Below are 24,193 nucleotides of genomic sequence, written 5' to 3' on the forward strand. Positions count from 1 at the left end.
TTTGTACAGATTCATTTTAATACAATCGCGGAGCTGCTGCAAATTATTTTGTATTACAGCGCGGCAAGCTGATGGAACGACTGCGCCAGCGCGGGGTACAGCGAGCAGTAAAGACGGTAAAACGGCTCGTAGGCCGCCGTTGCGGCGGAATTCGGCTTCTGCGGGGGGTTCAGGCGGACCACTGCCTCGCAGCCCTCGCCCACCGATTTCCAAATTCCCGCGCTCACGCCGCCCAGAATCGCCGCGCCTAAGGCAGGCCCCTCTTTCGAGGCCACGGTCTGCACCGGGCAGCCGTACACATCGGCGAGCATCTGCCGCCAGAAGGGGCTGGCGGCTCCGCCTCCGCAGGCCATCATCTGCTGAATGGGAACGCCCATCTCCCGGAATACATCCAGACACTGGCGCTGGGAATAGGTGACCCCCTCCAGCACGGCGCGGGTCAGGTCACGCTTCGTGTGCATGGCAGACAGGCCGAAAAACACGCCCCGCGCGTCGGCGTCCAGCAGGGGAGAACGCTCCCCCATCAGATAGGGAAGGTAGAGGAGCCGGTTAGCTCCAACCGGGGATTTTTCCGCAGCCGCAGTCATTAGCTCATAGGGGTCTGCGCAAAGGCTTGCCGCCGTCTCTCGCTCCGCACCGCAGAACTGGTTGCGGAACCACTGGAGGGAAAGACCTGCCGCCAGTGTGCAGCTCATGACCGTCCATGCTCCGGGGACGGCGGAGCAGAAGGAATGAACCCGCCCCTTGGGGTCAATGGTGACGCTGTCGGCGTGGGCAAAAATCACGCCGGAGGTGCCGATGGTGGTGAATGCCCGCCCGGTCTTCACTACGCCGGTTCCGATGGCGGCGGCGGCATTGTCGCCCGCTCCGCCCGCAACAGGCGTTCCGATAGCAAGGCCGGTGGTCTGCGCCGCCGCTTTTGTAACGGTTCCGGTCACGTCGGTGGACTCGTGCATCCTCCCCAGCAGCGCCGGGTCGATCTCCAGCGCGGAGAGAATTTCACCGCTCCAGCGGCGGTTTGGAACGTCCAGCAGATTCATGCCGGACGCGTCGGATACCTCTGTGGCAAATTCGCCGGTGAGCTTATAGCGGATGAAGTCCTTGGGCAGCAAAATGTGGCGGCACTTTTCGTAAAGCGCCGGCTCGTTTTCCCGCACCCACAGGATTTTCCCCGCCGTGAAGCCCGGAAGAGCGGGATTGGCGGTGACGGCAATGAGATTTTCCCGGCCCAGTGTTTCCGTGATCTCATCGCACTGCTTCTGCGTCCGCCCGTCGCACCAGAGGATGGCCCGGCGCAGGACGTTTCCGTTCCCGTCCAGCATCACCAGCCCGTGCATCTGACCGGACAGTCCCACGCCCCTGATCTGCGCGGCATTGACACCGCTCTGCCCCAAAACGGCCTGCACCGTGGTTTGCACCGCGCGCCACCAATCCTCAGGCTCCTGCTCCGCCCAGCCGTTTTTCGGCTGGTAGAGCGGATATTCCGCAGTGTGGCTGGCGATGACGGCGCCGGTGGTGTCGAACAGGACAGTTTTCGTGCCGGAGGTGCCAAGGTCGATTCCAAGTATGTATTCCATGGGTGCCCCCGCTTATTCGGACTGGGACCGGCGCTTGCTCACCACGTCGAAGATGACTGCGGCCAGCAAAACCAGACCCTTGACGACTTTCTGCCAGTTAGCGTCGATGCCAAGGATGGACATGCCGTTGTTAATCACGCCCATGAACACCGCGCCGACCACTGCGCCTGCCACCGTGCCTGTTCCGCCGTAAGCGGATGCGCCGCCGATGAAACACGCGCCAATGGCGTCCATTTCATAGCTGGTTCCGGCAGAGGGAGCGGCGGAGTTGAACCGGGCGGTGACCACCAAAGCGGCCACAGCGGACAAAAACGCCATGTTGGTATAGGCGAAGAACATGGTCCGGTTGGTGTTAATACCGGAGAGCTTTGCGGCCTTTTCATTGCCGCCCATGGCGTACAGGTGACGGCCGGGGACGGTATTCTGGGTGTAGTACCCATAGATCAGAACGATGACCGCCAGCAGGATCAAAATGGTGGGCAGGCCCTTGTGGTTGCCCAGCATCAGGCACAAAGCCAGCATCAAAGCGCACAGCACCGCGTTTTTCCCCCAGAACATGGATGCGCTCTGTGTCTCGTAGTGATTGCGTTTCCGCTTTGCCCGGTTCATCAGCTGTACCGCCAGATACACCGCGCACAAAACCACGCCGATTACCAGCGTGACGGTCAAAATTGTGCTCTTTTCCGCGCTGGCGCCGGGAATATAGCTGTTAAACAGGTTCAGATATGTCTCCGGGTAGCCGGAGATCGTCAACCCGTCCAGAATGATCTGAGCAAGACCCCGCCACAACAGCATGCCCGCCAGCGTGACAATAAAGGGCGGAATGCGGACATAGGCAATCCAGTATGCCTGCCACGCACCAATGGCAAGGCCCACCAGCAGGCAGATCACCATGGCCAGATAGATATTCATGTGCATGTTGACGATGAGGGTCCCGGCCACCGCCCCAACCAACGCCACCACGGAGCCAACGGACAGGTCGATGTTGCCGCCGGTGAGGATGCACATCAGCATACCAACGGCCAAAATGACCACGTAGCTGTTCTGAGAGATTAAGTTGGAGATGTTGGCGGGGGTCAAAAGCGCTTGACTCACGGGCTTGTGGGCCACGGTGATGATGAGAACCTCAAAGAGAAGGGTCACCAGCACCAGTGCGATCACCATGGTGTTCTTTTTCAAAAATCCCGTCAGCGTTCTTGCCGCGGGTTTGTTCTTTGTCTCCGTCATACCGCTACCGCTCCTTTATTTCCAGTGGATTTGAGAATACAGGCCATGATGCTTTCCTGACTGGCCTGTTCGTGTGTCAGTTCGCCCACGACGGAGCCTTCGTTCATCACGTAGATTCGGTCGCACATGCCAAGCAGCTCCGGCATTTCCGAGGAGATCATCAAGACCGCCTTGCCCTGAGATACCAAGTCGTTCATGATGCAATATATTTCATATTTCGCACCCACGTCGATGCCGCGGGTGGGTTCATCCAAAATCAGGACGTCCGGCTCGGCGAACATCCACTTGCTCAAAAGGACCTTTTGCTGGTTTCCGCCGGAGAGGTTGCCCACGTTTTGCTCGATACCGGCGCATTTGGTGCGGAGGATCTCCTTATACTCGTTGGCGTATTTAATTTCCAAATCCTTGTCCAGAACCTGATGACGGCTGATGCGCTCCATTCGGGCCATGGTGGTGTTTTCCCGAATGGTTTCGGAGAGAATCAGGCCATTGCCCTTGCGGTCTTCCGTGACATAGGCCAGCTTGTGGTTGATGGCGTCGGTAACGGAGTGGAGGCGGACCTCCTGCCCGTTTAAAAGCAGAGAACCTTTGATATTCGCGCCGTAGCTCCGGCCAAAAATACTCATGGCCAGCTCGGTGCGTCCCGCGCCCATCAGGCCGCTGACGCCCACGATTTCACCCCGGCGGACGTTCATGCTCACATGGTTGCACACCATGCGCCCGGCGTAGGTGGGGTGTTCTGCGCACCAGTCCTGAACTTCCATGACCACGTCGCCAATGTGGCTCTCCCGTTTGGGAAAACGGTCCACCAGCTCCCGGCCCACCATGCCTTTGATGATGCGCTCCTCGTGGAAGTCGTCCACGCCCTTGACCAGCGTTTCAATGGTGGCGCCGTCGCGGATGATGGTGATTTTATCCGCCACGTAGGACACCTCAGACAGCTTGTGGGAGATAATGATGCAGGTCATGCCCTGCGCCTTAAACTGGAGAAGCAGATCCAGCAGCTTCTGGGAATCCGTCTCGTTGAGAGAGGCAGTGGGTTCGTCCAGAATCAGCAAGCGGACGTTTTTCGTCAGTGCCTTGGCGATTTCCACCAGCTGCTGCTTGCCCACGCCGATATCCTTAATCAGTGTGCGGGGAGATTCCTCCAGACCCACGGTTTTGAGGTACTTTGCCGCCAGATCATAGGTTTTGTCCCAATCGATGCGGGAAGCACGGCCCTGTTCGTTGCCGAGAAACATGTTTTCCCCGATGGTGAGGTAGGGCACCAGTGCCAGCTCCTGATGGATGATGACAACGCCCTTGCTCTCGCTGTCGTTGATCTTGCCGAATTTGCAGACCTCGCCGTCGTAGACGATGTCGCCCTGATAGGTGCCGTAAGGATAGATGCCGGACAGCACGTTCATCAAAGTGGATTTTCCGGCGCCGTTCTCGCCCACCAGCGCGTGAATCTCGCCCTGTTCCACCTCAAGATTTACGTTGTCCAGTGCCCGAACGCCGGGGAATTCTTTAATAATGCTGCGCATCTCCAAGAGTTTACTTGCCAAATTGATCCCTCCCATTTCTGCTGCGGTTGACCCGCGCCATCGCGCGGAGGTTTAAAGCAAAGGCGGGCGGAGGAAACCTCCGCCCGCTCTGCGTTCAATGCCGGCGGACAAGGCCAGCGGAAAGACTGTGGAAAACCTGTGGAAAAATCAGGCCAGATCGGCTTCCGCGTAGTAACCGGAGTCGATCAGCAGCTCCTTGTAGTTGTCCTGCGTGCAGATCACGGGGTCGCACAGGAAGGAGGGGATCACGCCGGTGCCGTTGTCATAGGTTTTGGTGTCGTTGACGGGGACTTCCTTGCCCTGCAGGATGCAGTCCACCATCTCAACCACCTGAGAGGCAAGCGTGCGGGTATCCTTAAAGATGGACATGCTCTGCGTGCCGGCCAGCATGTTCTTCACAGAGGGCTTGTCGCAGTCCTGCCCGGTGACGATGGGCATGTTGTCGGCGGTGTAGCCCGCGCCCAGCAGAGCGTTGGTCACGCCGTTGGCGGTGGAGTCGTTGGAGCAGAGAACCGCGTCCAGCTTAGTGGCAGAGGGGCCGTAGCCGTTGGAGGTGATCAGGTTCTCCATGCGCTTCTGGGACTCTTCGGTGGACCAGTTGGGAGTGGCGCACTGGGCCTTGGAGGTCTGGCCAGAGGGAACCACCAGCTTGCCGGAGTCGATGTAAGGCTGCAGCACATCCATGGCGCCGCCGAAAAAGAAGTTCACATTGTTGTCGTCCGGCGCACCGGTGACCAGCTCAATGTTGAAGGGGCCGGCCTGATTGTCCAGGTCCAGCGCGTCCTTGATGTAGTTGCCTTGGAACTGACCGACTTTGTAGTTATCAAAGGTGGCGTAATAGCTGACAGCGTCGGAATTCATGATCAAACGGTCATAGGAGATGACGGGGATGTTGGCGTCCTTGGCGGTCTTCAGAACCTCGGTCAGAGAACCACCGTCGATGGCGGCGACGACCAGAACCTTGCAGCCGCCGGTGATCATGTTCTCCAGCTGGTTAACCTGCGTGGGGATGTCGTTGTCACCGGCGTACTGAAGATCGACCTCATAGCCTGCGGCTTTCAGCTCGGCTTCCATGTTGGAACCGTCCTGATTCCAGCGCTGCAGGGACTGGGTGGGCATGGATACGCCGACCTTCACACCGGTGGATGCCGCCGCGCCGGAGGATGCCACAGGAGTGCTGGAAGCTGCGGGAGTGGAGGTTGCGCCGCCGCCGCAGGCGGCGAGAGACAGGGTCATCATTGCTGCAAGGGCCAGAGACAATAGTTTCTTCTTCATCATATTCGCTCCTTTTCCAAATTTGTAGCACCTTATTTTTCCGCACGCTTTTGCGCGGTGGAACACAAAATTTGTCAAATAACAAAATGACTTTTGCAAATATGCTTTCTTTAAGCCAAATATTACACACCGAGTTGTGCGCTGTCAACAGATTTTTGTACAGATGGCACAGATTTGGTAAAATTCATAAAATTGGTACGACTATTTTTCTGTTTCCACAAGAGAACTGCGCCGGGTTTGCGCGGAATAAAAAGACCGCCGGAACTACCCCGAGGGGCGCTCCGGCGGTCGGCTTTTATCTAAAAAAGATGCTGCGTGGACAAACTATGAGATTTTTACAGGGTGTGGCGCGCATTTCCCCGCCAGTGAAGAACCACTGATGGGGAACGCTCCAAGGATTCCGACGGCGGGTTCATGGGATTTTTTCAAACCTTGACAATAAACTCCGCAATATACCGCAAAGCCGCACCCACGCAGATAGACCGGTCGTGATAGCGGCAGAAATGGACGTAGTCCCCGTCGTCAGTGAAAGGATTCAGGCGGCTGAGGCGCGCCTCCAGCCCATCCAAATAGTCGGGAAGATATTGAGAAAATGCGCCGCCAATGACCACGTTGCAGTCCAGCATGGTGTGGATATTGCTGACGGCGAGAGCCAGATCGTCCAGATACGTCTCCCAAGTGTTCTGATAGGCGGCATTGCCGGCGGCAAGACCGGTGAAAAAATCCTCCAGCGTGATGTGCAGGTCATCCGAAAGGCGGGTGGCGGAGCAGTATGCCTCCAAGCACCCCCGTCTGCCGCAGTTGCAGACCCGTCCTCCGGGATGAATACACATGTGGCCGAACTCAGCAGAGCGGTGATGGTCGCCGTCGTAGGCGCTGCCGTTCACCAGAATCGCGCCGCCAATGCCTCGGCTGAGGGAGAGATAGGCCAGATTTTCCATTTCCGTGTGGTTCCACCACTCCGCAAAGCCACCGCAGGTGGCGTCGTTGTCCAGAAACGTGGGGTAGGGAATATAGCGGTTTACCATCGCGGGGCTCATTTTTTGAATCCGGGCGGTGGGAGCGTATTCAATAATGGTCTGATCCGCGTTGACAATGCCGGGGACCGTAATCCCAACGCCCAGCAGCCGATCCCGGGAGAGACTGTTGTCGTCCAAAAACTGCTCCAGTCGGGCGGCCAACTCCTTGGCGGAGGTGTCGGTGTTTTCAAAGGGACGGGCAAATTGCTGGAAAGCCAGCTGGTTGCACTTCAGATCCAGCGCCACCATGCGGATACTGCCGCTGGACAGCTCAATACCGATGGCAAATCGGGCACCCGGAATGATGGAGATCAGCCGGGGCTTGCGGCCGCCGGTGGAGTCGGTGGTGCAGGAGGAGTCGATCAGGCCCATGGCGTCCAGTTCCTTTAAATTCTGCGTCAGGGTGGGCAAGCTCATGAAAAGCCCTGTGGCCAGATCCTGTTTGGTGAGCGGTTCCTCCGCGTCGATCAGGCTGCGAAACACATGATTCCGATTTTGCCTGCGCAGTTCGACGGTGGACATCGTCCCAGACCTTACCACAGCATTCGCCTCCAACTTTTGCAAAAGTGCCTTGTGTTTATAGCTTGAATATACCACAGCATCCTTCCGATTGCAAGAAGACTTCTGATAAAAATTCTATTTTCGCGCCCGACCCGCCTAAAAACAAACCGGCTCCGATGGAGAAGAGCTCCGATCAGGCTGGCGGACAATTGGATGGCAGTTTAGCAGATGTTGTTGTGTTTTAGAAAATAACATGATAAAATACACAAAATGGGAAATATTATGCGATTCTTGGCGCAAAATTGGGCTTTTGGAGAGCACGGAAAGTGTTTTCGGTAAGCGCACAGCGAGCGCGTGAACCGAGAATTCCGGGAGAACGGGTGTTCCAAATGGCTGGATCACAGCAGAAAACTTTTTGAAAAGCGGGATATTAGGAACCTAGCTTGTCCGGCGATGCTCAAAAAATGGAGGCGTGTCATGAAATACCAATCCAGATTTGCTCTGGCGGCACTTTCCGCCGCACTGTTCCTGACCGGCTGCGGCGGTGCAGAAACGTCGTCAGCGCAGGAAGTCACGTCCATCACGATATGGAACTATTATAACGGCGCACAGCTTACCTCGTTCAACGCGCTGGTGGATGAGTTCAACGCCACACGGGGCCGGGAAAAGCAGGTTGTTGTGAACAGCACCAGTCAGGGAACGGTGGCAGATCTGGCCGGTAACGTGATTTCAGCGGCTAAAGGTGAGGCGGGGGCGGAGCGGCTGCCAAACGTTTTTTCCGCCTACGTGGATACGGCGTTTCAACTGGACCAGATGGGCTTTGTGGCGGATTTGGACGCCTATCTGACAGAGGAAGAGCAGAGCTGGTATGTGGATAGCTTTTTGGATGAGGGCCGGTTCAGCGGACAGGATATCAAGATTTTCCCGGTGGCCAAGTCCGTGGAGATTTTGGCGGTAAACGAGACGGAATGGGATGTTTTTGCACAGGCAACCGGCGTGACCTTAGATGCGCTGGCCACGGTGGAGGGCGTTACGGAGACGGCAGAGGCCTACTACAAGTGGACAGACAGCCTGACCGACACCCCCGACGACGGCAAGGCTCTGTTCGGGCGGGACGCCATGGCCAACTACTTTTTCTCCGGTTCCATGCAGCTGGGAACAAGGCTTGTCGCCGTGGAAGACGGGAAGGCGACGCTGGATTTTGACCACGATGTGGTCCGAAAGCTCTGGGACAATTACTACGTTCCCTTTATCAAGGGGCGCTTTGCGGCTTCCGGCCGCTTCCGCAGCGATGATCTGAAGACTGGAAATATTATTGCCTGCGTCGGGTCCTCGTCCAGTGCGACGTATCTGCCCGAAACGGTTTCCACCAGCGATACGGAGAGTCACCCCATTCACTTGAAGATTTTACCCTGTCCTCAGTTCCGAGGCGGAACCGCCTGCGCCATCCAGCAGGGGGCCGGTATGGTGGTAACCGAGGGCACGAAGACAGAGATCGCCGCCAGCGTTGAGTTTTTGAAGTGGTTTACGGATCGGGAGCGCAACATTCGCTTCTCTGTGGATTCCGGGTATCTCCCCGTGATGAAAACCGCAAACAGCATGAAAGCCATCCGAGCCAGCGGCCTTACCCTTACGGATTTGATGGACGAGGTCTTAACCGTGTCCGTGGACACGATCAACGAAAACCTGCTCTATACACCGCCTGCCTTTGCGGGGGGAAGCAGTCTGCGCAATGAGCTGGAATACGCCATGAGCGATCAGGCCGTGGAGGACCGGGGGGAAGTCCTTGCCCGGATGCGGGAGGGACAGACGATGGCGGCGGCGACTGCGGATTTTGCTTCGGATCAGCATTTTGAGGAATGGTACAGCGCGACTCTGATCCGGCTGCAGACCATAATCGGAGGTTGAACAGTTCTGCTTTTCCCGGTGGCAGACTGGCTGAGAGGGGGACTCCCGTGTGAAACAGAAAAAAGAGGCGCGTGTCGGTGCGGAGCGGTCTGTGACACACTTTCTCATGATTCCCATGCTGGGACTGTTGGCGATGGAGATTTTCCTTCTGATGGGAAGTATTTTACTCAGCGGCGTGATTACGAGGCTACGAGAAAATTCCGATCAGATGCTGCTTCAACAGGTGGAAAACCGGCGGAATTATGTGGAAAATGATATGCTTTCCACTTGGAGCGATTTGACTATGCTGCGAGGGGAGATTAATGCCACCGCCTCTGCCATGGTGGAGGACGGCTCTTTGAATCTGGACCTGCTGGGGCCAAACGGCTCTAAGGCGGGCGGCGATCAATTGCTGACGGAAATAGCTCCGGAACTCATTTCTACGCTGTATGGCAAGCGGCTGTCCGGCATTTTTGTGATTTTAAATACACAGGAGCTTTCCTCTGACTTTTCATGGGAGGATGCCTCCTTTTCCGGCCTTTGTATCCGGGATATGGACCCTTCTGCCCCGCAGTCCGAGCGAAACGCGGATTTGCTGCTGGTGCGTTCGCCGGTGAAGGTGGTCCGGTCGCTGCACCTGTCCACAAGCTTTGACTGGAGGCCGCGATATACCTTTCCGTCCGGCGCCGGGTATGATTTCTTTTTGCAGCCGTTTCAAACCGCATGGGACGCGGCGGGTACGCTTCCCCCGCAGTACTGTGGCTACTGGAGTCAACAGCCCTATTGTCTTGCGGACTCGAATACGTCCTCCGTTTCCTATTCTCAGCCGCTGATTCTGAATGACGGTACGGTTTATGGGGTTTTGGGCGTTGAATTGCAGACGGATTACCTCAAGGATCAGCTTCCTGCCGGAGAACTGCAGGGAGGAGGAACGGGGTCCTATCTTCTGGCGGTGGACCGAGACGGGACGTATACGCCCCTGCTGGCCAGCGGCCCGCTTTCCGATCAGATGCCGAAGACGCTGACGATTGAGACGCGAAAAGACGGCAGGTCCAGCTTTGTGTATGGCGGGCGGCGATACAGCGCCGCCTTGAGCGACTTGCACCAGTACGGCAACAACACTCCGTTTGCGGATGAAAGCTGGGTGTTGATCGGCGCGGTTGGCGTGACTAATCTTTATCACTTTTCCAATTATGTATGGACTCTTTTGACCGTCATTGCGCTGGTGACCCTCCTTTTCGGAATGATGGGCTGTGTGTTTATCAGCCGCAGCTTGGCAAACCCCATTCGGAGACTGGCGGAGCGGGTGGCGGAAGCCCGGAAAAGTCTGACCGACATCCCGGATCTTCCGGCAACGGGAATCCGAGAAATCGACCAGTTTTCCGGGGCAATCGTCTCCCTCAGCCGCAGTGTGATGGAAAGCTCCACCCGAATGCTGCGGATCATCGACATGGCCAGCGTGGAACTGGGCGGATTTGAATATCGGGGCAACGAATCCATCTTTGTTACCGCGAATTTCTTCCCCATGCTGGGCGTTGAAAATGTGGACGAGACGGTGATGACCCGGGAAAAATTTGGCCGATTGCTGAAAGATCTGGATTCCAAGCTGATTTCCAAGAGTGCGGGGAAAAACTCCCGGCTGTATAAGATTACAGAGAACGGAGAGGTTCGCTACATCCGGGTGAGCATTCGGCAGGATGGCAATTGTATGGCGGGCCTGGCGGAGAACGCCACCGCCGCCACGCTGGAGCGTATGCGCATCGAACACGAGCGGGATTATGATCTGCTGACCGGTATTTACAATCGCCGCGCTTTCTGCCGCATGGCCGACGATCTCTTTATGTCCCCGGCACAGCTTGGCACGGCGGCGCTGCTGATGATTGATCTGGATAATTTAAAAAGTGTCAACGACCGGTTTGGCCACGATTTCGGGGACCAGTACATCCGCTGCGCGGGACAGTGCTTCCTGCATGCCGCCCCGGCAGGCACGCTGGTGGCCCGACAGTCCGGCGATGAATTTTACCTGTTTTTTTACGGCTACCCGAACCAGAGGGCAATCCGCCAGAAAATTAATCGGCTGCTGGAAGCCGCGCGGCAGGAGTCCATTGACCTGCCCAATGGCACGCGGCAGTATCTGGGCATTTCGGGAGGAGTCGCATGGTATCCCGCGGACAGTCAGGATCTTGGCCAGCTGATGAAATTTGCGGACTTTGCAATGTATCAGGTCAAGCACAGCCGAAAGAACGACGTGGCGGAATTTAAGCTGAATGAATATCACCGGGCGGTTGATTCCACCGAGAGTCGGCAGGAATTTCAGGAGATTCTCAATGAGGGGCGTATCAACTACTATTTCCAGCCCATCGCGGATGCCCGCACCGGAAAAATCCGGGCGTATGAGGCGCTGATGCGCGTGGACGCATTGACGCTGAAAGGGCCGGAGCAGATTCTGCGCATTGCCCGGAAGGAAAATCGGCTGGCCGATATTGAGCGGATCACATGGTTCAAGGCCGCAGAGGCTTTTCAACACCTCCTTGAGCAAGGGAAGGCTCTGCCGGATGCGATGCTGTTTATCAACTCCATTGCCAACCAATCCTTGACTGCCCGCAGCGCGGAATAATTTCACCGGCGCTTTTCCGCCCTTCAGCCCCGCATTGTTGCGGAAATTGTGGAGGCCGACTGCATGGACCCGGATTGCACCCGCGCAAAGAGAAATGTCCCCGGCTTCTCCGGCATGTTCGCTTTGGATGACTACGGCAGCGGATACAACAGCGAGAAAAATCTGCTGGAGTTGTCCCCGGCCTTTACGAAGATCGACATCTCCATTATTCGCAGCATCGACGCCAGCCGCGACCGTCAGGAGATTGTTTCAAACATGGTGACATACGCCCACCAGCGGAACATGCAGGTGGTTGCCGAAGGGGTGGAGACACCCCGGGAGCTGGAGACGGTGATTGATCTGGGCGTGGACTTAATACAGGGGTTTTTCATCAGCCGTCCTGTTGCCGTTCCTCCCATGGAGATTACGGCGGAGGCTCTGGAACTGATTCGGGGAAAGGCAGCCGAAAAGGCTGCTGATTCCTCCAGAAACGCGGAATGAAAAAACCGCCGCCGGATAGGCGGCGGTTTTTTCTGCGCAGAGGAGGAAAGCCGCGAACCCTTGCATCAATTGACTTTTTCTGCCCGTTCATCTATACTATCTACGCTATATGCGGACACTTTCCTGTCAAATATTAAAAACAAAGGGGGTGAGAACTTTTGGGTTTTGTCGTTTGGATTATTACCGGCGCAGTGATTGGCTGGGTGGCTGGAAAGCTGATGAAACGAGAGGGCGGCTTTCTGCGCAATATCCTTGTGGGGATTGTCGGCAGTTCGCTGGGTGGCTTTCTCGCGGGTTTGGTGCATATCCGCGGCGTGGGAATCGGGTCGTTCCTGATTTCCGTGGCTGGTGCGTGTCTGCTGCTTTGGCTGGCGAAAAAACTGTTCGGATAATTTATGAGCTGCCTAAGACACACCCCCTGCCGGATGAGGGGTCCGGTTATTTAACAAAAGGAGGAGCGCTGCTTTGCTCACTGCACTTCAAACACTGATTGGAAACATCAGCACGCTGATGTACACTTATATTTTGGTGGCCCTGCTGATTGCCGCAGGACTTTATTTTTCTTTCCGCACCGGCTTTGTCCAGTTTCGTCTGCTGGGGGAGTCCTTCCGGGTCGTCCGGGAGAAATCCTCTGATAAAAACGGGGTTTCCTCGTTTCAAGCACTGATGGTTTCCACCGCTTCTCGCGTGGGCACCGGCAATATCGCCGGTGTTTCCACAGCGCTGTGCCTAGGCGGCGTGGGCAGCGTGTTCTGGATGTGGGTGATTGCCATTTTGGGCGGCGCGTCCGCATTTATTGAAAGTACGCTTGCTCAGATCTACAAGGTGAAAGACGGGCGCGGCGGCAGCCGTGGCGGTCCGGCCTATTACATTGAGGCCGCGCTGCACAGCAGGGGCCTTGCAGCCCTGTTCGCGGTGTTTCTGATCCTGACCTATATGGTCGGCTTTAACATGGTGGCATCCTTTAATCTGGTGGACTCCTTCTCGGGGTATGCCTTTGCGGGGCCGTCCATGCCCATTGCAGCGGGAGCAATTTTGGCAGTTTTGGCGGGACTGTGTATCTTCGGAGGGGGAAAGCGGCTCACCAAGATTACCGGCGTGCTGGTGCCCGTCATGGGCGGCGCGTATGTTTTGATGGCGCTGGTGATGATTGCGCTGCATATTGATCTGCTCCCCGGCGTATTCCGCGCGATCTTCCAGAGTGCCTTTGATTTCAAAGCGATTTTCGGCGGCTTTACCGGCTCGGCCATGATGTACGGCATCAAACGGGGCCTGTTTTCCAACGAGGCGGGCGTGGGCTCCGCGCCAAACGCCGCAGCGTCGGCCATGGTGTCCCATCCCGTGAAGCAGGGGCTGGTGCAGATGCTGTCTGTGTTTATTGACACACTGCTGATCTGCTCCGCCACCGCGTTCATGTGCCTTTGCTCCGGGCTGGAGCCGGAGGAGGCACTTAAGGGTGTGCCCTATGTGCAGGCGGCGCTGTCCGGCACGTTCGGCTCCTTTGGACAGTGGTTCATCACCGGGTCTATGCTGCTCTTCGCCTTTACCACAATTCTTGGCAACTACTATTACTGCGAGAGCAATCTCCAGTATCTTCTGCGCCGGGATGCGAAAAAAAGCGAGATGACCGTGTTCCGCGTGGTGGCTGTGTTGATTGTATTTTTTGGGGCGCAGATGGATTTCTCTCTGGTGTGGGATACGGCGGATGTGCTGATGGGCTGCATGGCTCTTCTCAATCTGCCTGTGATTCTGATTCTGGCCAAGCCCGCGCTGTTGGCGCTGAAGGATTATCGGCGGCAGAAGGAGGAAGGGAAGGACCCCTGCTTCAAGGCTGCCTCGGCGGGTCTTGACCACAAGACTGAATTCTGGAACTGACCGGTACCGCGGAGGCCCGCCGCCGCTTTTTTTCGGGCGTTGTGCGGAGGGGAAGCGGCTGAAACGTATTATTGTGGTGAATATTCGCTCGTTTTTGAATACTCATGCATATTGACGCAAGAATTTTTGAGCATAACCGTCAAAATGCACAATAGTAACGCAAATTTGGAACTTAATTGATGGATACTTTTTATATAGCGCCCTTTTCTTGCAAATATTTATTCATTTTTTATGGAAAAGTATTGACATTCCATTCCCGGCGTGATAAGGTATAGCCATTCCCGGAAGGGGGGGATTCCCTCCCCTGGAAAAGAATGGATGAAACCCGCGTTTGCGGGCGGGCACAATTTTTGAAAAGGATGAAAAGAACATGAAAAAGTTTTTTGCGCTTGCGCTGAGCCTTACAATGGCTCTGTCTCTGGCCTCCTGCGGCAGCAGCGGGTCTGCGTCTTCCGGCGCTGCCTCCGGCGGTTCTGCTTCTGCCAGCGGCTCTGCGGCAGCCACCGTTGAGACGGTGTCTTCGGGTAAGCTGACCGTGGCAACCTCCCCCGATTTTGCTCCCTATGAGTTTTACGCCATCGGTGAGGATGGCAAGCCCCAGCTGGCCGGTTTCGACATGGCTCTGGCACAGTACATCGCTGACTACATGGGTCTGGAGCTGGAAGTCGTTCCCATGGACTTCGACGGCGTCATCATGGAAGTTGGCATGAAGAACGTGGATCTGGGCATGGCCGGCCTTTCCCCCGATCCCTCCCGCGCCAACGCTATGGACTTTTCCGACCTCTACTATGAGGGCGGTCAGGCTCTGGTGACGGTGAAGGGCAATGCGGATAAGTTTGCTTCTTTTGAAGCCGTCAACGACCCCAGTGTGTCCGTGGGTGCTCAGACCGGCTCTATTCAGGCCGACCTTGCGCAGGAGAATTCCCCCAACGCCAGCATCATTCAGCTGGCAAAGGTCACCGACATCATTGCCGAGCTGCTCAGCGGCAAGCTGGACGCGGCTTACATTGAGACGGACGTGGCCAAGAGCTATCAGAAGAACTATCCCGATCTGGAGATCGTGCTGGACGTGCCCTATGACGTTGCCGGCTCCGCCATCGGCGTGGTGAAGGACAACGCGCCGCTGATGGAGGCTGTCAACGCCGCCATTGCCGCCGCCAAAGCCGACGGTTCTCTGGAGAAGTTCATTGCCGCCGCCAACGAGCAGGCTTCCGGCGAGAAGTACGAGGGTCTGCTGGACGAGAACGGCAACGTGCAGGCTGACGCCGCCGCCGCGTCCGCTTCCGCCTCCGCCTCTCAGGCCGGTTAAGCAGCCAAACCCGAAATATCCGCCCAATTCCTCCCTGACCTTCGGGGAGGAATTGGCCTGTTTCTAAGCCCCTGATCTGAATTGAAAGGAGCCATTCCATGAGCAACTTGATCACCGCAGAACACTTTCAAATGGTTGCGCAGTATGCCGACCTTTTTAAGCAGGGCATGGTCATCACGATCCTGCTCTCCGCATTGACGGTTCTGCTTGGCTTTTTCCTTGCGCTGCTGCTGGCAATTATGCGCCTGTCCACATTCCGGCCGTTCCGCTTCCTCTGTATGGACAAGGCGGGCCACCTCCGAGAGCAGGGGTTTTTGTTTACACTGAGTCGGTTCAATCCGATTAGTTTCATTGCCACCGTCTATGTGGAGGTCTTCCGCGCCACGCCTATGCTTGTGCAGCTGTGGCTGGTGTACTATCTGCTGTTTGACAAATCGGTCATTGATCTGCCGAAGGTAACAATGCTGGGCTTTATTCGGATGGAGCGGTTCATTCCCGGTGTTGTGGCGCTGGCGCTGAACTCCGGTGCGTACCTCTCCGAGATCGTCCGCGCGGGCATCCAGTCCATTGACGGAGGCCAGACCGAGGCGGCCCGGTCGCTGGGCTTGACACAGGGACAGAACATGCGCTATGTCGTGCTGCCGCAGGCCATTAAAAACACGCTGCCCGCCATTGCCAATGAGTTTGTCACCATCATCAAGGAATCTGCTATTACATATACCATCGGCGTGCAGGACATCATGTCCGCCGTCAACGCCACCAAGGGCGCGCTGTATATCATGGCGGAGCCGCTGATCGTGGCAACGGTCATGTATTTCTGCCTGACCTTCCCCACCAGCAAGATCATTGCGTACTTCGAGAGGAGGATGAGCCGTGGCGACAGGCGGTAGTCTGATCCGGGTCACCGGACTGAAAAAATACTACAACAGAGGCGCGATCAAGGCGCTGGACGACGTGTCGGTGGATATCAACCGGGGCGACGTGATGGTGGTCATCGGACCCTCCGGCTCCGGAAAGTCCACATTCCTCCGCAGTTTGAACCTGTTGGAGGAGCCGACAGAAGGCTCCATCGTGTTCGACGGGGTGGATATTACCAAGAGCAAAATGAAAACTGCGGACGGGAAGACCGTGAAGCTGGATATCGACCGCCACCGCCAGAAGATGGGCATGGTGTTTCAGCACTTCAATCTCTTTCCCCACAAGACGCTTTTGGACAATATGACGCTGGCCCCCATTAAAGTCCGGCATATGAAGCAGGCCGAGGCTGAGGAAAAGGCGCTGGCTCTTTTGGATCGGGTAGGACTGAAGGACCGGGCAGGCGCGTACCCCATTCAGCTCTCCGGCGGGCAAAAGCAGCGCGTGGCCATTGTCCGGGCGCTTGCCATGGAGCCGCAGGTGATGCTGTTTGACGAGCCGACCTCTGCGCTGGACCCCGAGATGGTGGGCGAGGTGCTGGACGTGATGAAGGAGCTGGCCCGGGAGGGCATGACCATGGTGGTGGTCACCCACGAGATGGGCTTTGCCCGGGAAGTGGGCAACCGCGTCCTGTTCATGGCGGATGGCAAACTGCTGGAGCAGGGCACACCTGACGAAATCTTCAACTCTCCGGAAAACCCACGTCTCAAGGACTTCCTGAGTAAGGTACTGTGATGGAAACGGCGCGCACCTTTGTGCGCGCCGTTTTTGGCAAACGAGAAATAAGGAGAAAGACCATGACAAAAGAAAAACTGGCGGCAGTGGCCGCTATTGAAAAAAAGGCAGACCTGATTGCCGGGATGGCGGATTCCATCTGGGAATATGCGGAGCTGTCCCTGCAAGAGGAGCAGTCCGCCGCGCTGTATTGCAAGACGCTGGAAAGCGAGGGCTTCACGGTGGAGAAGGGGATCTGCGGCATTCCCACGGCCTTTTCCGCAAGCTACGGCGCGGGCCGGCCCATCATCGGCATTCTGGCGGAGTACGACGCGCTTTCCGGCCTTTCTCAAAAGGGTGGAAGCCTGACGCGGGAAGAGGCTGTCCCCGGCGGCTGCGGACATGGCTGTGGGCATAATCTGCTGGGCGCGGGGGCCATGGCCGCCGCCATCGGCGTAAAGGCGTATCTGGAGGAGACGAAGTGCCCCGGCACCGTGGTGCTGTACGGCTGTCCCGGCGAGGAGGGCGGCGCGGCAAAGGCATTTATGGCGCGGGAGAACCTGTGGCGCGGGCTGGATGCGGCGCTGACTTGGCACCCGGAGGATCGGAACGAGGTGGCCACCGGCTCATCCAACTCCTGCATTCAGGTGCAGTATCATTTCACGGGCGTGGCTTCCCACGCGGCGGGAAGCCCGGATCGGGGCCGCAGTGCATTGGACGCGGTGGAACTGATGAACATCGGCGTGCAGTTCCTGCGGGAGCACATGAGCGATAAGGCCCGCATTCATTATGCCATCACCGATGCGGGCGGACGCAGCCCCAACGTGGTTCAGCCCCGGGCCACGGTGTTGTATATGGTCCGTTCCAACCACGTTTCCGAGGCGGTGGAGCTTCAAAAGCGGGTGGATCGGATTGCAGAGGGCGCGGCGTTGATGACCGACACCACCTTCGAGCGAAAATTTATCGACGGTCTTGCCGACACCGTCACGAACCACACGCTGGAAAAGCTGCTCCACGAAAACTTTTCGGAGCTGGGCGTTCCCTCCCACACGGCGGAAGAAGTGGCCTATACAGACGCGCTTGCCAAGACCTATGAGGGGGCGGACACGCTTCCGGGCATCGGATGCGATTACGATACGGAATATGCTTTACATGTAAAAACTCTGCGTAGTGAAAATGGGCGGGCTATGAATGATTTCTTGCTGCCTCTTTATCAGGGCGAGGCATTCCGCCCCGGTTCGACCGACGTGGGAGACGTGAGCTGGGAGTGCCCCACAGCGCAGATTCATGTGGCGGCATGGCCCAATGGCTGTCCGGGCCACAGCTGGCAGAATGTGTCCTGCGACCGAACGGCCGTGGGTCATAAGGCGGCGATTCACGCGGGAAAGGTGCTGTGCGCGGCGGCCATTGATCTTCTGAACAGCCCGGAAACGCTGGAGGCTGCAAAGGCAGAATTCCTTGAGCGGACCGCGGAAGGGTATACCTGTCCCATCCCGGCGGACGCGGTTCCCACCGTGGCGGATTGACCTGATTTTTTATTGGCGGAAAACATAAAAATCGAGCGCTCCCACTTACCGGTTCCGGCAAGTGGGAGTGCTTTTTCAGCGGTTTTGATGGGTTCCGATGAGGGTGGCGGTTTGCAGAATATGACCGGACATAGCGTTTAACAGATTGCTCTTTTTGGCGTTGGATGAAAGATCCAGCTTGCAATCCAGCGCGTAGGCTGTGAAGCGATAACGGTGGGCCTTGCGCAGAAATCGGGGAATCTTTGGCCCGGCGTAACAATGACCACCGTATCCGATTCCCTACCGCGCCCCAGAGGGCAGCTCCGCTCCTGCGGAAATGGCGGGAGGAACTGTGGACGCGGCGGGCAGATTCCAGATGATCCAGTGGTTGTAAACCCCAAAAACCGGAATATCCAGATCATCCATTACCACGGCGAGAGAGACGGCGGCAGGGGAAAGACCGGACAGATTCAGCTCCGGCGACAGGTCTGCACCTCGGCCTGTACACCGCAGCGGCAGCGGATTACTGTCCTGAAATGCGGGACTTGAGAGCCAAAGCGCACCGCCGGAATTCCCAGTTGAAAACGCTTTTTTATCCATGCAGCAGTTCCGCCGCAAATCGCGCGGCCTCCTTTTTCGCATCCTCCTGATGGGAGGCGGGGTCAAGAAAGCTAGCTGTGGCCTCGAGATGCCCCACTTTTTCCTCCAGCCCGGACAACAGGCGGGCTGCGTTTCCGCTGGTGCTGCACGCAAAGGCGGCCACGCGGCTTTGATGCAAATCGTGGGCCTTTAAAAACGAATTCAGCGGTGGGGCGGTGCGTCCCGCCCACACGGGAGAACCCAAAATCACAAGGTCATAGCGTTCCGCCTCGAAGACATAGGGCTTTAATTCCGGCGCGGCCGACAGGGAAGCGGCCGCGCCCCCAAACACATATTTGCTGGCTTTTCCCCGGGGATAGTCCTTGACTGGTTCCAACTCCAGCAGGTCGGCGTTCAGCGCGTCGGCAAGAAGGAGGGCCGCGTACCGGGTGTTCCCCTCAAACGAATAATAGACGATCAGTGGTTTCATCATGCTTCCTCCATGCTTTCTTTCAGCAGCTTTTTGGCTTCCGCGCACCAGCGCAGATAACCCTCGTACAACTCCACGCCGAACCGGCTGGTGAGGTAATAGTAAAGATGCGCGATCTCTCTATCCCCCCGCCGGGTGTCCAGCCGCTCTGAAATGGGACGCAGCAGCTCCAACTCGGCTCGCGTCTTTTCCTCAAACGCCTCGATCTGCCGAAGACTGCCTTCCGGCCCGATCTCTCCGCCAAAAAACAGTTTAAGAAGCGTCTCATATCGCACTTCATTCTTTCCAACCGAAACTTCCAGCCATTCCCACAAATGGGGACGGCCTTTGTCCGTGGTGGTATAAGCAATTTTTGCCTGTTTGTTGGTGCTCACGTCATTGGCGGAAATCATGCCGTCCTCCGAAAGTGCGCTCAACGTGGGGTAAATACTCCCGTAGCTGACTCCCCAGAACAGGCGCAGGCGCTTGCCAATCTTTTTTTGCGTTTGCCATGTCAAGCCTTTTGTATCATGAAAATAATACGGCGATGAGCCTTGTCCGGTGTTCGGGGAAAGGTAAAATGAAAGAGATTTACTCAACAGACAACGTTTCTGAGGTCTGACAGATTTTACATGAAAACAGAACTTTTTGTAAACAATGACGGTTTTTGAATCGTTTTATCTGCCTGATTTATTAGAAACGACACTGTGTTGACGGTTGACTTTCCGCTTTTTCGCCGCTACAATAAGACCATCCCAAAGGGAGCTCGGTTTTTCCGGGACACAGAATTTTTCAGAAAGGAGCCTGATGACCATGACTTTTACGAATCGTTTTTCTACTGCCATGACCGCGTCTGCTAATGATGCAGAGGCTCCTTCTGCCTGCGCGTGTTTCACTTCCAATTATAATGCCATCGCCCTGATTGTGGACGCCGTTATTGCGGCGTCCATTATTATTGCGCTCATTACCATTACCCTGGTAGTGGGCCTGTCCGTTCTGCTGGTAGTATCTCTGGTACTGGTAGTTCTGCTGGCAGTCCTGCTGATTATGGGGAAAGTGAATAGGCGCAAGAGGTGTCGCACCGCATGATTTTCGATACGAAAAGCGGCTGCACTCTTGGAGTGCAGCCGCTTTTTTGTATACATGGGGCCTTCTGCCCGCGGGAAAATGGACCGGACGGCCGTCGGTTCACCACCCGCCACTGAATGAATATTGAAGGAGATTTTTATGATGAAAAAGAAGAATGTTTGCAGCTTTGTTCTTGCCGCCGCTATGGTGGCCACGCTCGCCGGCTGTGGAAACAGCGGCGCTTCTTCCACTCCCGCCGCATCCGGCTCTGCCTCCGGCAGTGCTTCCGCTGCCGCCATCAAGATCGGCGGTATCGGCCCTCTCACCGGCGGCGCCGCCACGTATGGAATTGCGACCCGCAACGGCGCGCAGATCGCCGTGGATGAGATCAACGCCATGGGCGGGATGCAGTTTGAACTGAATTTCCAAGATGATGAAGCCGACCCCGAAAAGGGCGTTAACGCCTACCACACCTTGCAGGACTGGGGTATGCAGCTCCTTTACGGCTGCACCACCACCGGTTCCTGCGTCAATGTGGCGGCTGAGACATACGGTGACCGCTACTTCCAGCTGACGCCCTCCGCCTCTTCCACCGACGTGACCAACGGGAAAGACAATGTGTTCCAAGTCTGCTTTACCGATCCCGGTCAGGGCGTGACCGCCGCCGACTATGTGGCGGAGCAGGGCTTGGCGAAGAAGGTGGCCGTGCTCTACAACAACGGCGACGCGTACTCCACCGGCATTGCCACCGCCTTCACGGCGGAGGCTGCCGCCAAGGGCCTGGAGGTCGTTTCCAACACCACCTTCCCCGATGACACCAACAGCGACTTCTCCGTGCAGCTGGCGGATGCAAAGAACAACGGCGCGGAGCTGGTGTTCATGCCCATCTATTACACGCCCGCCTCTCTGGTTTTGAATCAGGCCAAGAGCATGGATTATTCCCCCATCTTCTTCGGCGGCGACGGTATGGACGGCATCTTGACCATGGAGGGCTTTGACACCACTCTCGCAGAGGGGCTGATGCTCATGACCCCGTTCAACGCCTCCGACGCAGGCGCTGCTGATTTTGTCTCCAAGTATCAGGCGGCTTACGGTGAAACGCCCAACCAGTTCGCCGCCGACGGCTATGACTGCATCTATGCCATCTATGCCGCCTGCCAGAAGGCTGGTATCACCGCCGACATGGGCCACGAGGATGTCTGCGAGGCCATGATCGAGGCATTCACCGCCTCCGACTTCAGCGTGGACGGTCTGACCGGCGCCGGAATGACTTGGGGGACCAACGGCGAAGTCTCCAAGGCTCCCGTGGTCGTGAAGGTTGAAAACGGCGCTTACGCCACTTTGTAATCTCTGCTTTTCCCCAGCCTGTAACGGGACTGGGAGGCTGCTTGCGGCCTCCCGGTTCCCGCTGTTCAGGCCGGGAGGATGCGGCCCGCCGAGGCAGGCCGAACCCTCCTGGTCCGAACTTAAAGCGGCATTGCACAAAGACCGCCCTCCGGTTTTGCGCATGTCCGCGCTTTTCCGCAACCCTGTACCGAAATTTTAGGATGCGCCGCCATGGCGGCAAAATCCTAGGATGTCCGGACAAAAAATATGACGGTGCAATTCGCCGCCTGTTTTGCGAGGATTGCCCGAAACTTTTGAAAGCAGGTGTCTCTTGCTATGACGATCCTTTCTAATCTGATCAGCGGCGTGAGCCTTGGCAGTATTTATGCCATCATCGCTCTGGGCTACACCATGGTCTATGGCATCGCCAAAATGCTGAACTTTGCCCACGGCGACGTGATTATGGTGGGCGGGTATCTGTGCTTTTGCAGCACCGCGTACTTAGGCTGGCATCCGCTGCCCTCCGTGCTTTTGGCGATGGTTGGCTGCACGGTGCTGGGCATCGTGGTGGAGCGGCTGGCGTATAAGCCGCTGCGCTCCGCGCCCTCTCTGGCCGTGCTGATTACCGCTATCGGCGTGAGCTATTTCCTCCAAAACGCGGCGCTTTTGCTCTGGGGCTCCGATCCCAAGGTATTTCCCACCTTCTTCAATTTCAGCGGAAAGAGCAGCTGGTCCCTTTTCGGCGGTCAACTCAACGTGTCCTATGTGGCGGCGATCACTGTGGCGGCGTGCCTTGTGATTATGCTGGCGCTGACCGCGTTCACCGGCCACACCAAAATGGGCAAGGCCATGCGGGCGGTGTCCGAGGACAAGGGCGCGGCCCAGCTCATGGGGATCGACGTGAATTTCACCATCTCCATGACCTTTGCCATCGGCTCGGGTCTGGCGGCGGTTGCGGGCGTGCTTTTGTGCTCGTCTTATCCCACGCTGATGCCAACCACCGGCTCCATGCCCGGCATCAAGGCGTTCACCGCCGCCGTGTTCGGCGGCATCGGCTCCATTCCCGGGGCCTTGCTTGGCGGTGTGCTGCTGGGCGTCATTGAGATTTTTGCCCGCGCCTATGTCTCCACCCAGCTGTCCGACGCAATTGTGTTTGCGGTGCTGATCGTGGTGTTGCTGGTGAAACCCAGCGGACTTTTGGGCAAACTTGTCCGCGAGAAAGTCTGAGGTGAGAAGGATGGCAACAAAATTGAAACGCATGGCCCCCTCCACCCGTTCCAGCTTTCTCACCTATGGTATGGTGATCGCGGCCTACGTCGTTATGCAGGCAATGCTCTCCGGCGGCCTCTTGACTTCCTCCCTGAAGGGGATGCTGGTTCCCATCTGCGCGTATGTGGTCATGGCGGTGTCTTTGAACCTGACCGTCGGCATCATGGGCGAGTTGAGCCTTGGCCATGCGGGGTTTATGAGCGTGGGTGCGTTTACCGCGGTCATCGCGGCGGCGGCGCTGCAAAATACCGTGTCCAACGGACCGCTGCGGCTGGTGATGTCCATGGCTGTGGGCGGTGTGTTTGCCGGATTGGTCAGCCTGATCGTGGTGGTGCCGGTGCTGCGGCTCCGGGGCGACTACCTCGCTATTGTGACGCTGGCCTTCGGTGAGATTATCAAAAATATTATCAACTGTGTGTATGTGGGTATGGATGGCACGGGCCTTCATTTCAGCATGAAGGACGCGGCCTCTCTGGGCATGGCCGCCGACGGCAAAGTGCTGCTGCAAGGCCCCATGGGTGCGGTGGGCATCCAGAAGCTGTCCACGCTCACCGCCGGATTTCTCCTCATCATGCTGACGCTGGCGGTGGTTTTGAACTTTATCCACAGTCGGGCGGGCCGGGCGGTTATGGCCCTGCGGGACAACCGGATCGCCGCCGAGTCCGTGGGAATTTCCCCAACCCGGTACAAAATGATGGCGTTTGTCACCTCCGCCGTGCTGGCGGGCTTGGCTGGCGGACTGTACGCCATGAACTTCTCCTCCATCCTCGCGAAAAAATTTGATTTTAACACCTCCATCTTGATTCTGGTGTTCGTGGTGCTGGGCGGCATGGGCAATATCCGCTGCTCCATCATCGCCGCCGCCGCGCTGACGGTTCTGCCGGAACTGCTGCGCCAGTTCGCGGATTACCGGATGCTGGTGTATGCCATTGTGCTGATTCTGGTGATGATTTTTACCAACAATCCGGCCTACAAAGCATTTTTTGCCCGCTTTAGATTCCGCAGAAAGACTGCCGGAAAGGAGACTGCCTGAT

Annotated in this window: 18 protein-coding genes and 2 pseudogenes; 12 read left to right on the forward strand and 8 right to left on the reverse strand. The window is 57.0% G+C overall.

What is annotated here, in order from left to right:
* Positions 1 to 53: 53 nt before the first annotated feature.
* From xylB to ON16_RS02730, 5 genes are all read right to left on the reverse strand, one after another.
* Positions 54 to 1,577: a xylulokinase gene (gene xylB / locus ON16_RS02710; protein ID WP_040659167.1), complete on the reverse strand. Its 1,524-nt coding sequence runs from the start codon at positions 1,575 to 1,577 to the stop codon at positions 54 to 56.
* Between the two features lie 12 nt (positions 1,578 to 1,589).
* On the reverse strand, positions 1,590 to 2,804 hold the full coding sequence (gene mmsB, locus ON16_RS02715) for a multiple monosaccharide ABC transporter permease (protein ID WP_040659170.1): 1,215 nt from the start codon (positions 2,802 to 2,804) through the stop codon (positions 1,590 to 1,592).
* Complete coding sequence (gene mmsA, locus ON16_RS02720; protein ID WP_040659172.1) at positions 2,801 to 4,351, reverse strand: multiple monosaccharide ABC transporter ATP-binding protein; 1,551 nt, start codon at positions 4,349 to 4,351, stop codon at positions 2,801 to 2,803. Before mmsA ends, mmsB begins: the two co-directional genes overlap by 4 nt.
* Positions 4,352 to 4,498: 147 nt before the next feature.
* Positions 4,499 to 5,626 (reverse strand): multiple monosaccharide ABC transporter substrate-binding protein, encoded by a 1,128-nt coding sequence (gene chvE / locus ON16_RS02725; RefSeq protein WP_040659174.1) that lies wholly within the window; start codon positions 5,624 to 5,626, stop codon positions 4,499 to 4,501.
* Between the two features lie 425 nt (positions 5,627 to 6,051).
* Positions 6,052 to 7,185 (reverse strand): ROK family protein, encoded by a 1,134-nt coding sequence (locus ON16_RS02730; protein ID WP_040659176.1) that lies wholly within the window; start codon positions 7,183 to 7,185, stop codon positions 6,052 to 6,054.
* Positions 7,186 to 7,623: 438 nt separating this feature from the next.
* Here ON16_RS02730 and ON16_RS02735 point away from each other — a divergent pair, with 438 nt between their 5' ends.
* The 8 genes and pseudogenes from ON16_RS02735 to ON16_RS02770 all read left to right on the forward strand — a co-directional run bounded on the left by ON16_RS02735 (position 7,624) and on the right by ON16_RS02770 (position 18,469).
* A complete protein-coding gene (locus ON16_RS02735) occupies positions 7,624 to 9,054 on the forward strand; it encodes an extracellular solute-binding protein (RefSeq protein WP_040659179.1) in 1,431 nt (476 codons plus the stop codon).
* Positions 9,055 to 10,042: 988 nt separating this feature from the next.
* Positions 10,043 to 12,130, forward strand: a pseudogene (locus ON16_RS16325) (EAL domain-containing protein).
* 158 nt (positions 12,131 to 12,288) lie between these two features.
* Positions 12,289 to 12,522, forward strand: coding sequence for a GlsB/YeaQ/YmgE family stress response membrane protein (locus ON16_RS02745; protein ID WP_040659181.1), 234 nt, complete (start codon positions 12,289 to 12,291; stop codon positions 12,520 to 12,522).
* 73 nt (positions 12,523 to 12,595) lie between these two features.
* Complete coding sequence (locus tag ON16_RS02750; protein WP_040659183.1) at positions 12,596 to 14,005, forward strand: alanine/glycine:cation symporter family protein; 1,410 nt, start codon at positions 12,596 to 12,598, stop codon at positions 14,003 to 14,005.
* Positions 14,006 to 14,375: 370 nt separating this feature from the next.
* A complete protein-coding gene (locus ON16_RS02755) occupies positions 14,376 to 15,314 on the forward strand; it encodes a transporter substrate-binding domain-containing protein (RefSeq protein ID WP_051131535.1) in 939 nt (312 codons plus the stop codon).
* Between the two features lie 98 nt (positions 15,315 to 15,412).
* Complete coding sequence (locus ON16_RS02760; protein WP_051131490.1) at positions 15,413 to 16,204, forward strand: amino acid ABC transporter permease; 792 nt, start codon at positions 15,413 to 15,415, stop codon at positions 16,202 to 16,204.
* Position 16,205: 1 nt separating this feature from the next.
* Positions 16,206 to 16,964, forward strand: coding sequence for an amino acid ABC transporter ATP-binding protein (locus ON16_RS02765; RefSeq protein WP_193372940.1), 759 nt, complete (start codon positions 16,206 to 16,208; stop codon positions 16,962 to 16,964).
* Positions 16,965 to 17,026: 62 nt separating this feature from the next.
* The gene (locus ON16_RS02770) at positions 17,027 to 18,469 is read left to right on the forward strand and encodes an amidohydrolase (RefSeq protein ID WP_040659187.1); all 1,443 of its coding nucleotides are present in this window, start codon (positions 17,027 to 17,029) and stop codon (positions 18,467 to 18,469) included.
* A 75-nt stretch (positions 18,470 to 18,544) separates the two neighbouring features.
* Here the strand turns inward: ON16_RS02770 and ON16_RS02775 are convergent.
* From ON16_RS02775 to ON16_RS14890, 3 genes and pseudogenes are all read right to left on the reverse strand, one after another.
* A pseudogene (locus ON16_RS02775) lies at positions 18,545 to 19,090 on the reverse strand (YbhB/YbcL family Raf kinase inhibitor-like protein).
* The gene (locus ON16_RS02780) at positions 19,041 to 19,520 is read right to left on the reverse strand and encodes a flavodoxin family protein (RefSeq protein WP_081579571.1); all 480 of its coding nucleotides are present in this window, start codon (positions 19,518 to 19,520) and stop codon (positions 19,041 to 19,043) included. The pseudogene ON16_RS02775 and the gene ON16_RS02780 overlap by 50 nt, the downstream one beginning before the upstream one ends.
* Positions 19,517 to 20,014: a PadR family transcriptional regulator gene (locus ON16_RS14890; protein ID WP_144032036.1), complete on the reverse strand. Its 498-nt coding sequence runs from the start codon at positions 20,012 to 20,014 to the stop codon at positions 19,517 to 19,519. Before ON16_RS14890 ends, ON16_RS02780 begins: the two co-directional genes overlap by 4 nt.
* 295 nt (positions 20,015 to 20,309) lie before the next feature.
* Here ON16_RS14890 and ON16_RS02790 point away from each other — a divergent pair, with 295 nt between their 5' ends.
* The 4 genes from ON16_RS02790 to ON16_RS02805 all read left to right on the forward strand — a co-directional run bounded on the left by ON16_RS02790 (position 20,310) and on the right by ON16_RS02805 (position 24,192).
* Positions 20,310 to 20,585, forward strand: a complete 276-nt coding sequence (locus tag ON16_RS02790; RefSeq protein ID WP_040659189.1) for a hypothetical protein — start codon at positions 20,310 to 20,312, stop codon at positions 20,583 to 20,585.
* Positions 20,586 to 20,726: 141 nt separating this feature from the next.
* Positions 20,727 to 21,911: an ABC transporter substrate-binding protein gene (locus ON16_RS02795; protein WP_040659191.1), complete on the forward strand. Its 1,185-nt coding sequence runs from the start codon at positions 20,727 to 20,729 to the stop codon at positions 21,909 to 21,911.
* Positions 21,912 to 22,226: 315 nt separating this feature from the next.
* Positions 22,227 to 23,117, forward strand: coding sequence for a branched-chain amino acid ABC transporter permease (locus ON16_RS02800; RefSeq protein ID WP_040659193.1), 891 nt, complete (start codon positions 22,227 to 22,229; stop codon positions 23,115 to 23,117).
* 10 nt (positions 23,118 to 23,127) lie between these two features.
* Positions 23,128 to 24,192, forward strand: a complete 1,065-nt coding sequence (locus ON16_RS02805) for a branched-chain amino acid ABC transporter permease (protein ID WP_051131493.1) — start codon at positions 23,128 to 23,130, stop codon at positions 24,190 to 24,192.
* Position 24,193 lies beyond the last annotated feature (1 nt).

This window comes from Oscillibacter ruminantium GH1, assembly GCF_000307265.1.
Taxonomy (GTDB): domain Bacteria; phylum Bacillota; class Clostridia; order Oscillospirales; family Oscillospiraceae; genus Oscillibacter; species Oscillibacter ruminantium.

Excerpts from the sequence above, each read along its gene's own strand:
- ON16_RS02780 (WP_081579571.1), bottom strand. The coding sequence starts at position 19,520 with ATGATGAAACCACTGATCGTCTATTATTCGTTTGAGGGGAACACCCGG.
- ON16_RS02800 (WP_040659193.1), top strand. The coding sequence starts at position 22,227 with ATGACGATCCTTTCTAATCTGATCAGCGGCGTGAGCCTTGGCAGTATT.
- ON16_RS02735 (WP_040659179.1), top strand. The coding sequence starts at position 7,624 with ATGAAATACCAATCCAGATTTGCTCTGGCGGCACTTTCCGCCGCACTG.
- ON16_RS02795 (WP_040659191.1), top strand. The coding sequence starts at position 20,727 with ATGAAAAAGAAGAATGTTTGCAGCTTTGTTCTTGCCGCCGCTATGGTG.
- ON16_RS02805 (WP_051131493.1), top strand. The coding sequence starts at position 23,128 with ATGGCAACAAAATTGAAACGCATGGCCCCCTCCACCCGTTCCAGCTTT.
- ON16_RS02790 (WP_040659189.1), top strand. The coding sequence starts at position 20,310 with ATGACTTTTACGAATCGTTTTTCTACTGCCATGACCGCGTCTGCTAAT.
- ON16_RS02770 (WP_040659187.1), top strand. The coding sequence starts at position 17,027 with ATGACAAAAGAAAAACTGGCGGCAGTGGCCGCTATTGAAAAAAAGGCA.
- ON16_RS02755 (WP_051131535.1), top strand. The coding sequence starts at position 14,376 with ATGAAAAAGTTTTTTGCGCTTGCGCTGAGCCTTACAATGGCTCTGTCT.
- chvE (WP_040659174.1), bottom strand. The coding sequence starts at position 5,626 with ATGAAGAAGAAACTATTGTCTCTGGCCCTTGCAGCAATGATGACCCTG.
- ON16_RS02760 (WP_051131490.1), top strand. The coding sequence starts at position 15,413 with ATGAGCAACTTGATCACCGCAGAACACTTTCAAATGGTTGCGCAGTAT.
- mmsB (WP_040659170.1), bottom strand. The coding sequence starts at position 2,804 with ATGACGGAGACAAAGAACAAACCCGCGGCAAGAACGCTGACGGGATTT.
- xylB (WP_040659167.1), bottom strand. The coding sequence starts at position 1,577 with ATGGAATACATACTTGGAATCGACCTTGGCACCTCCGGCACGAAAACT.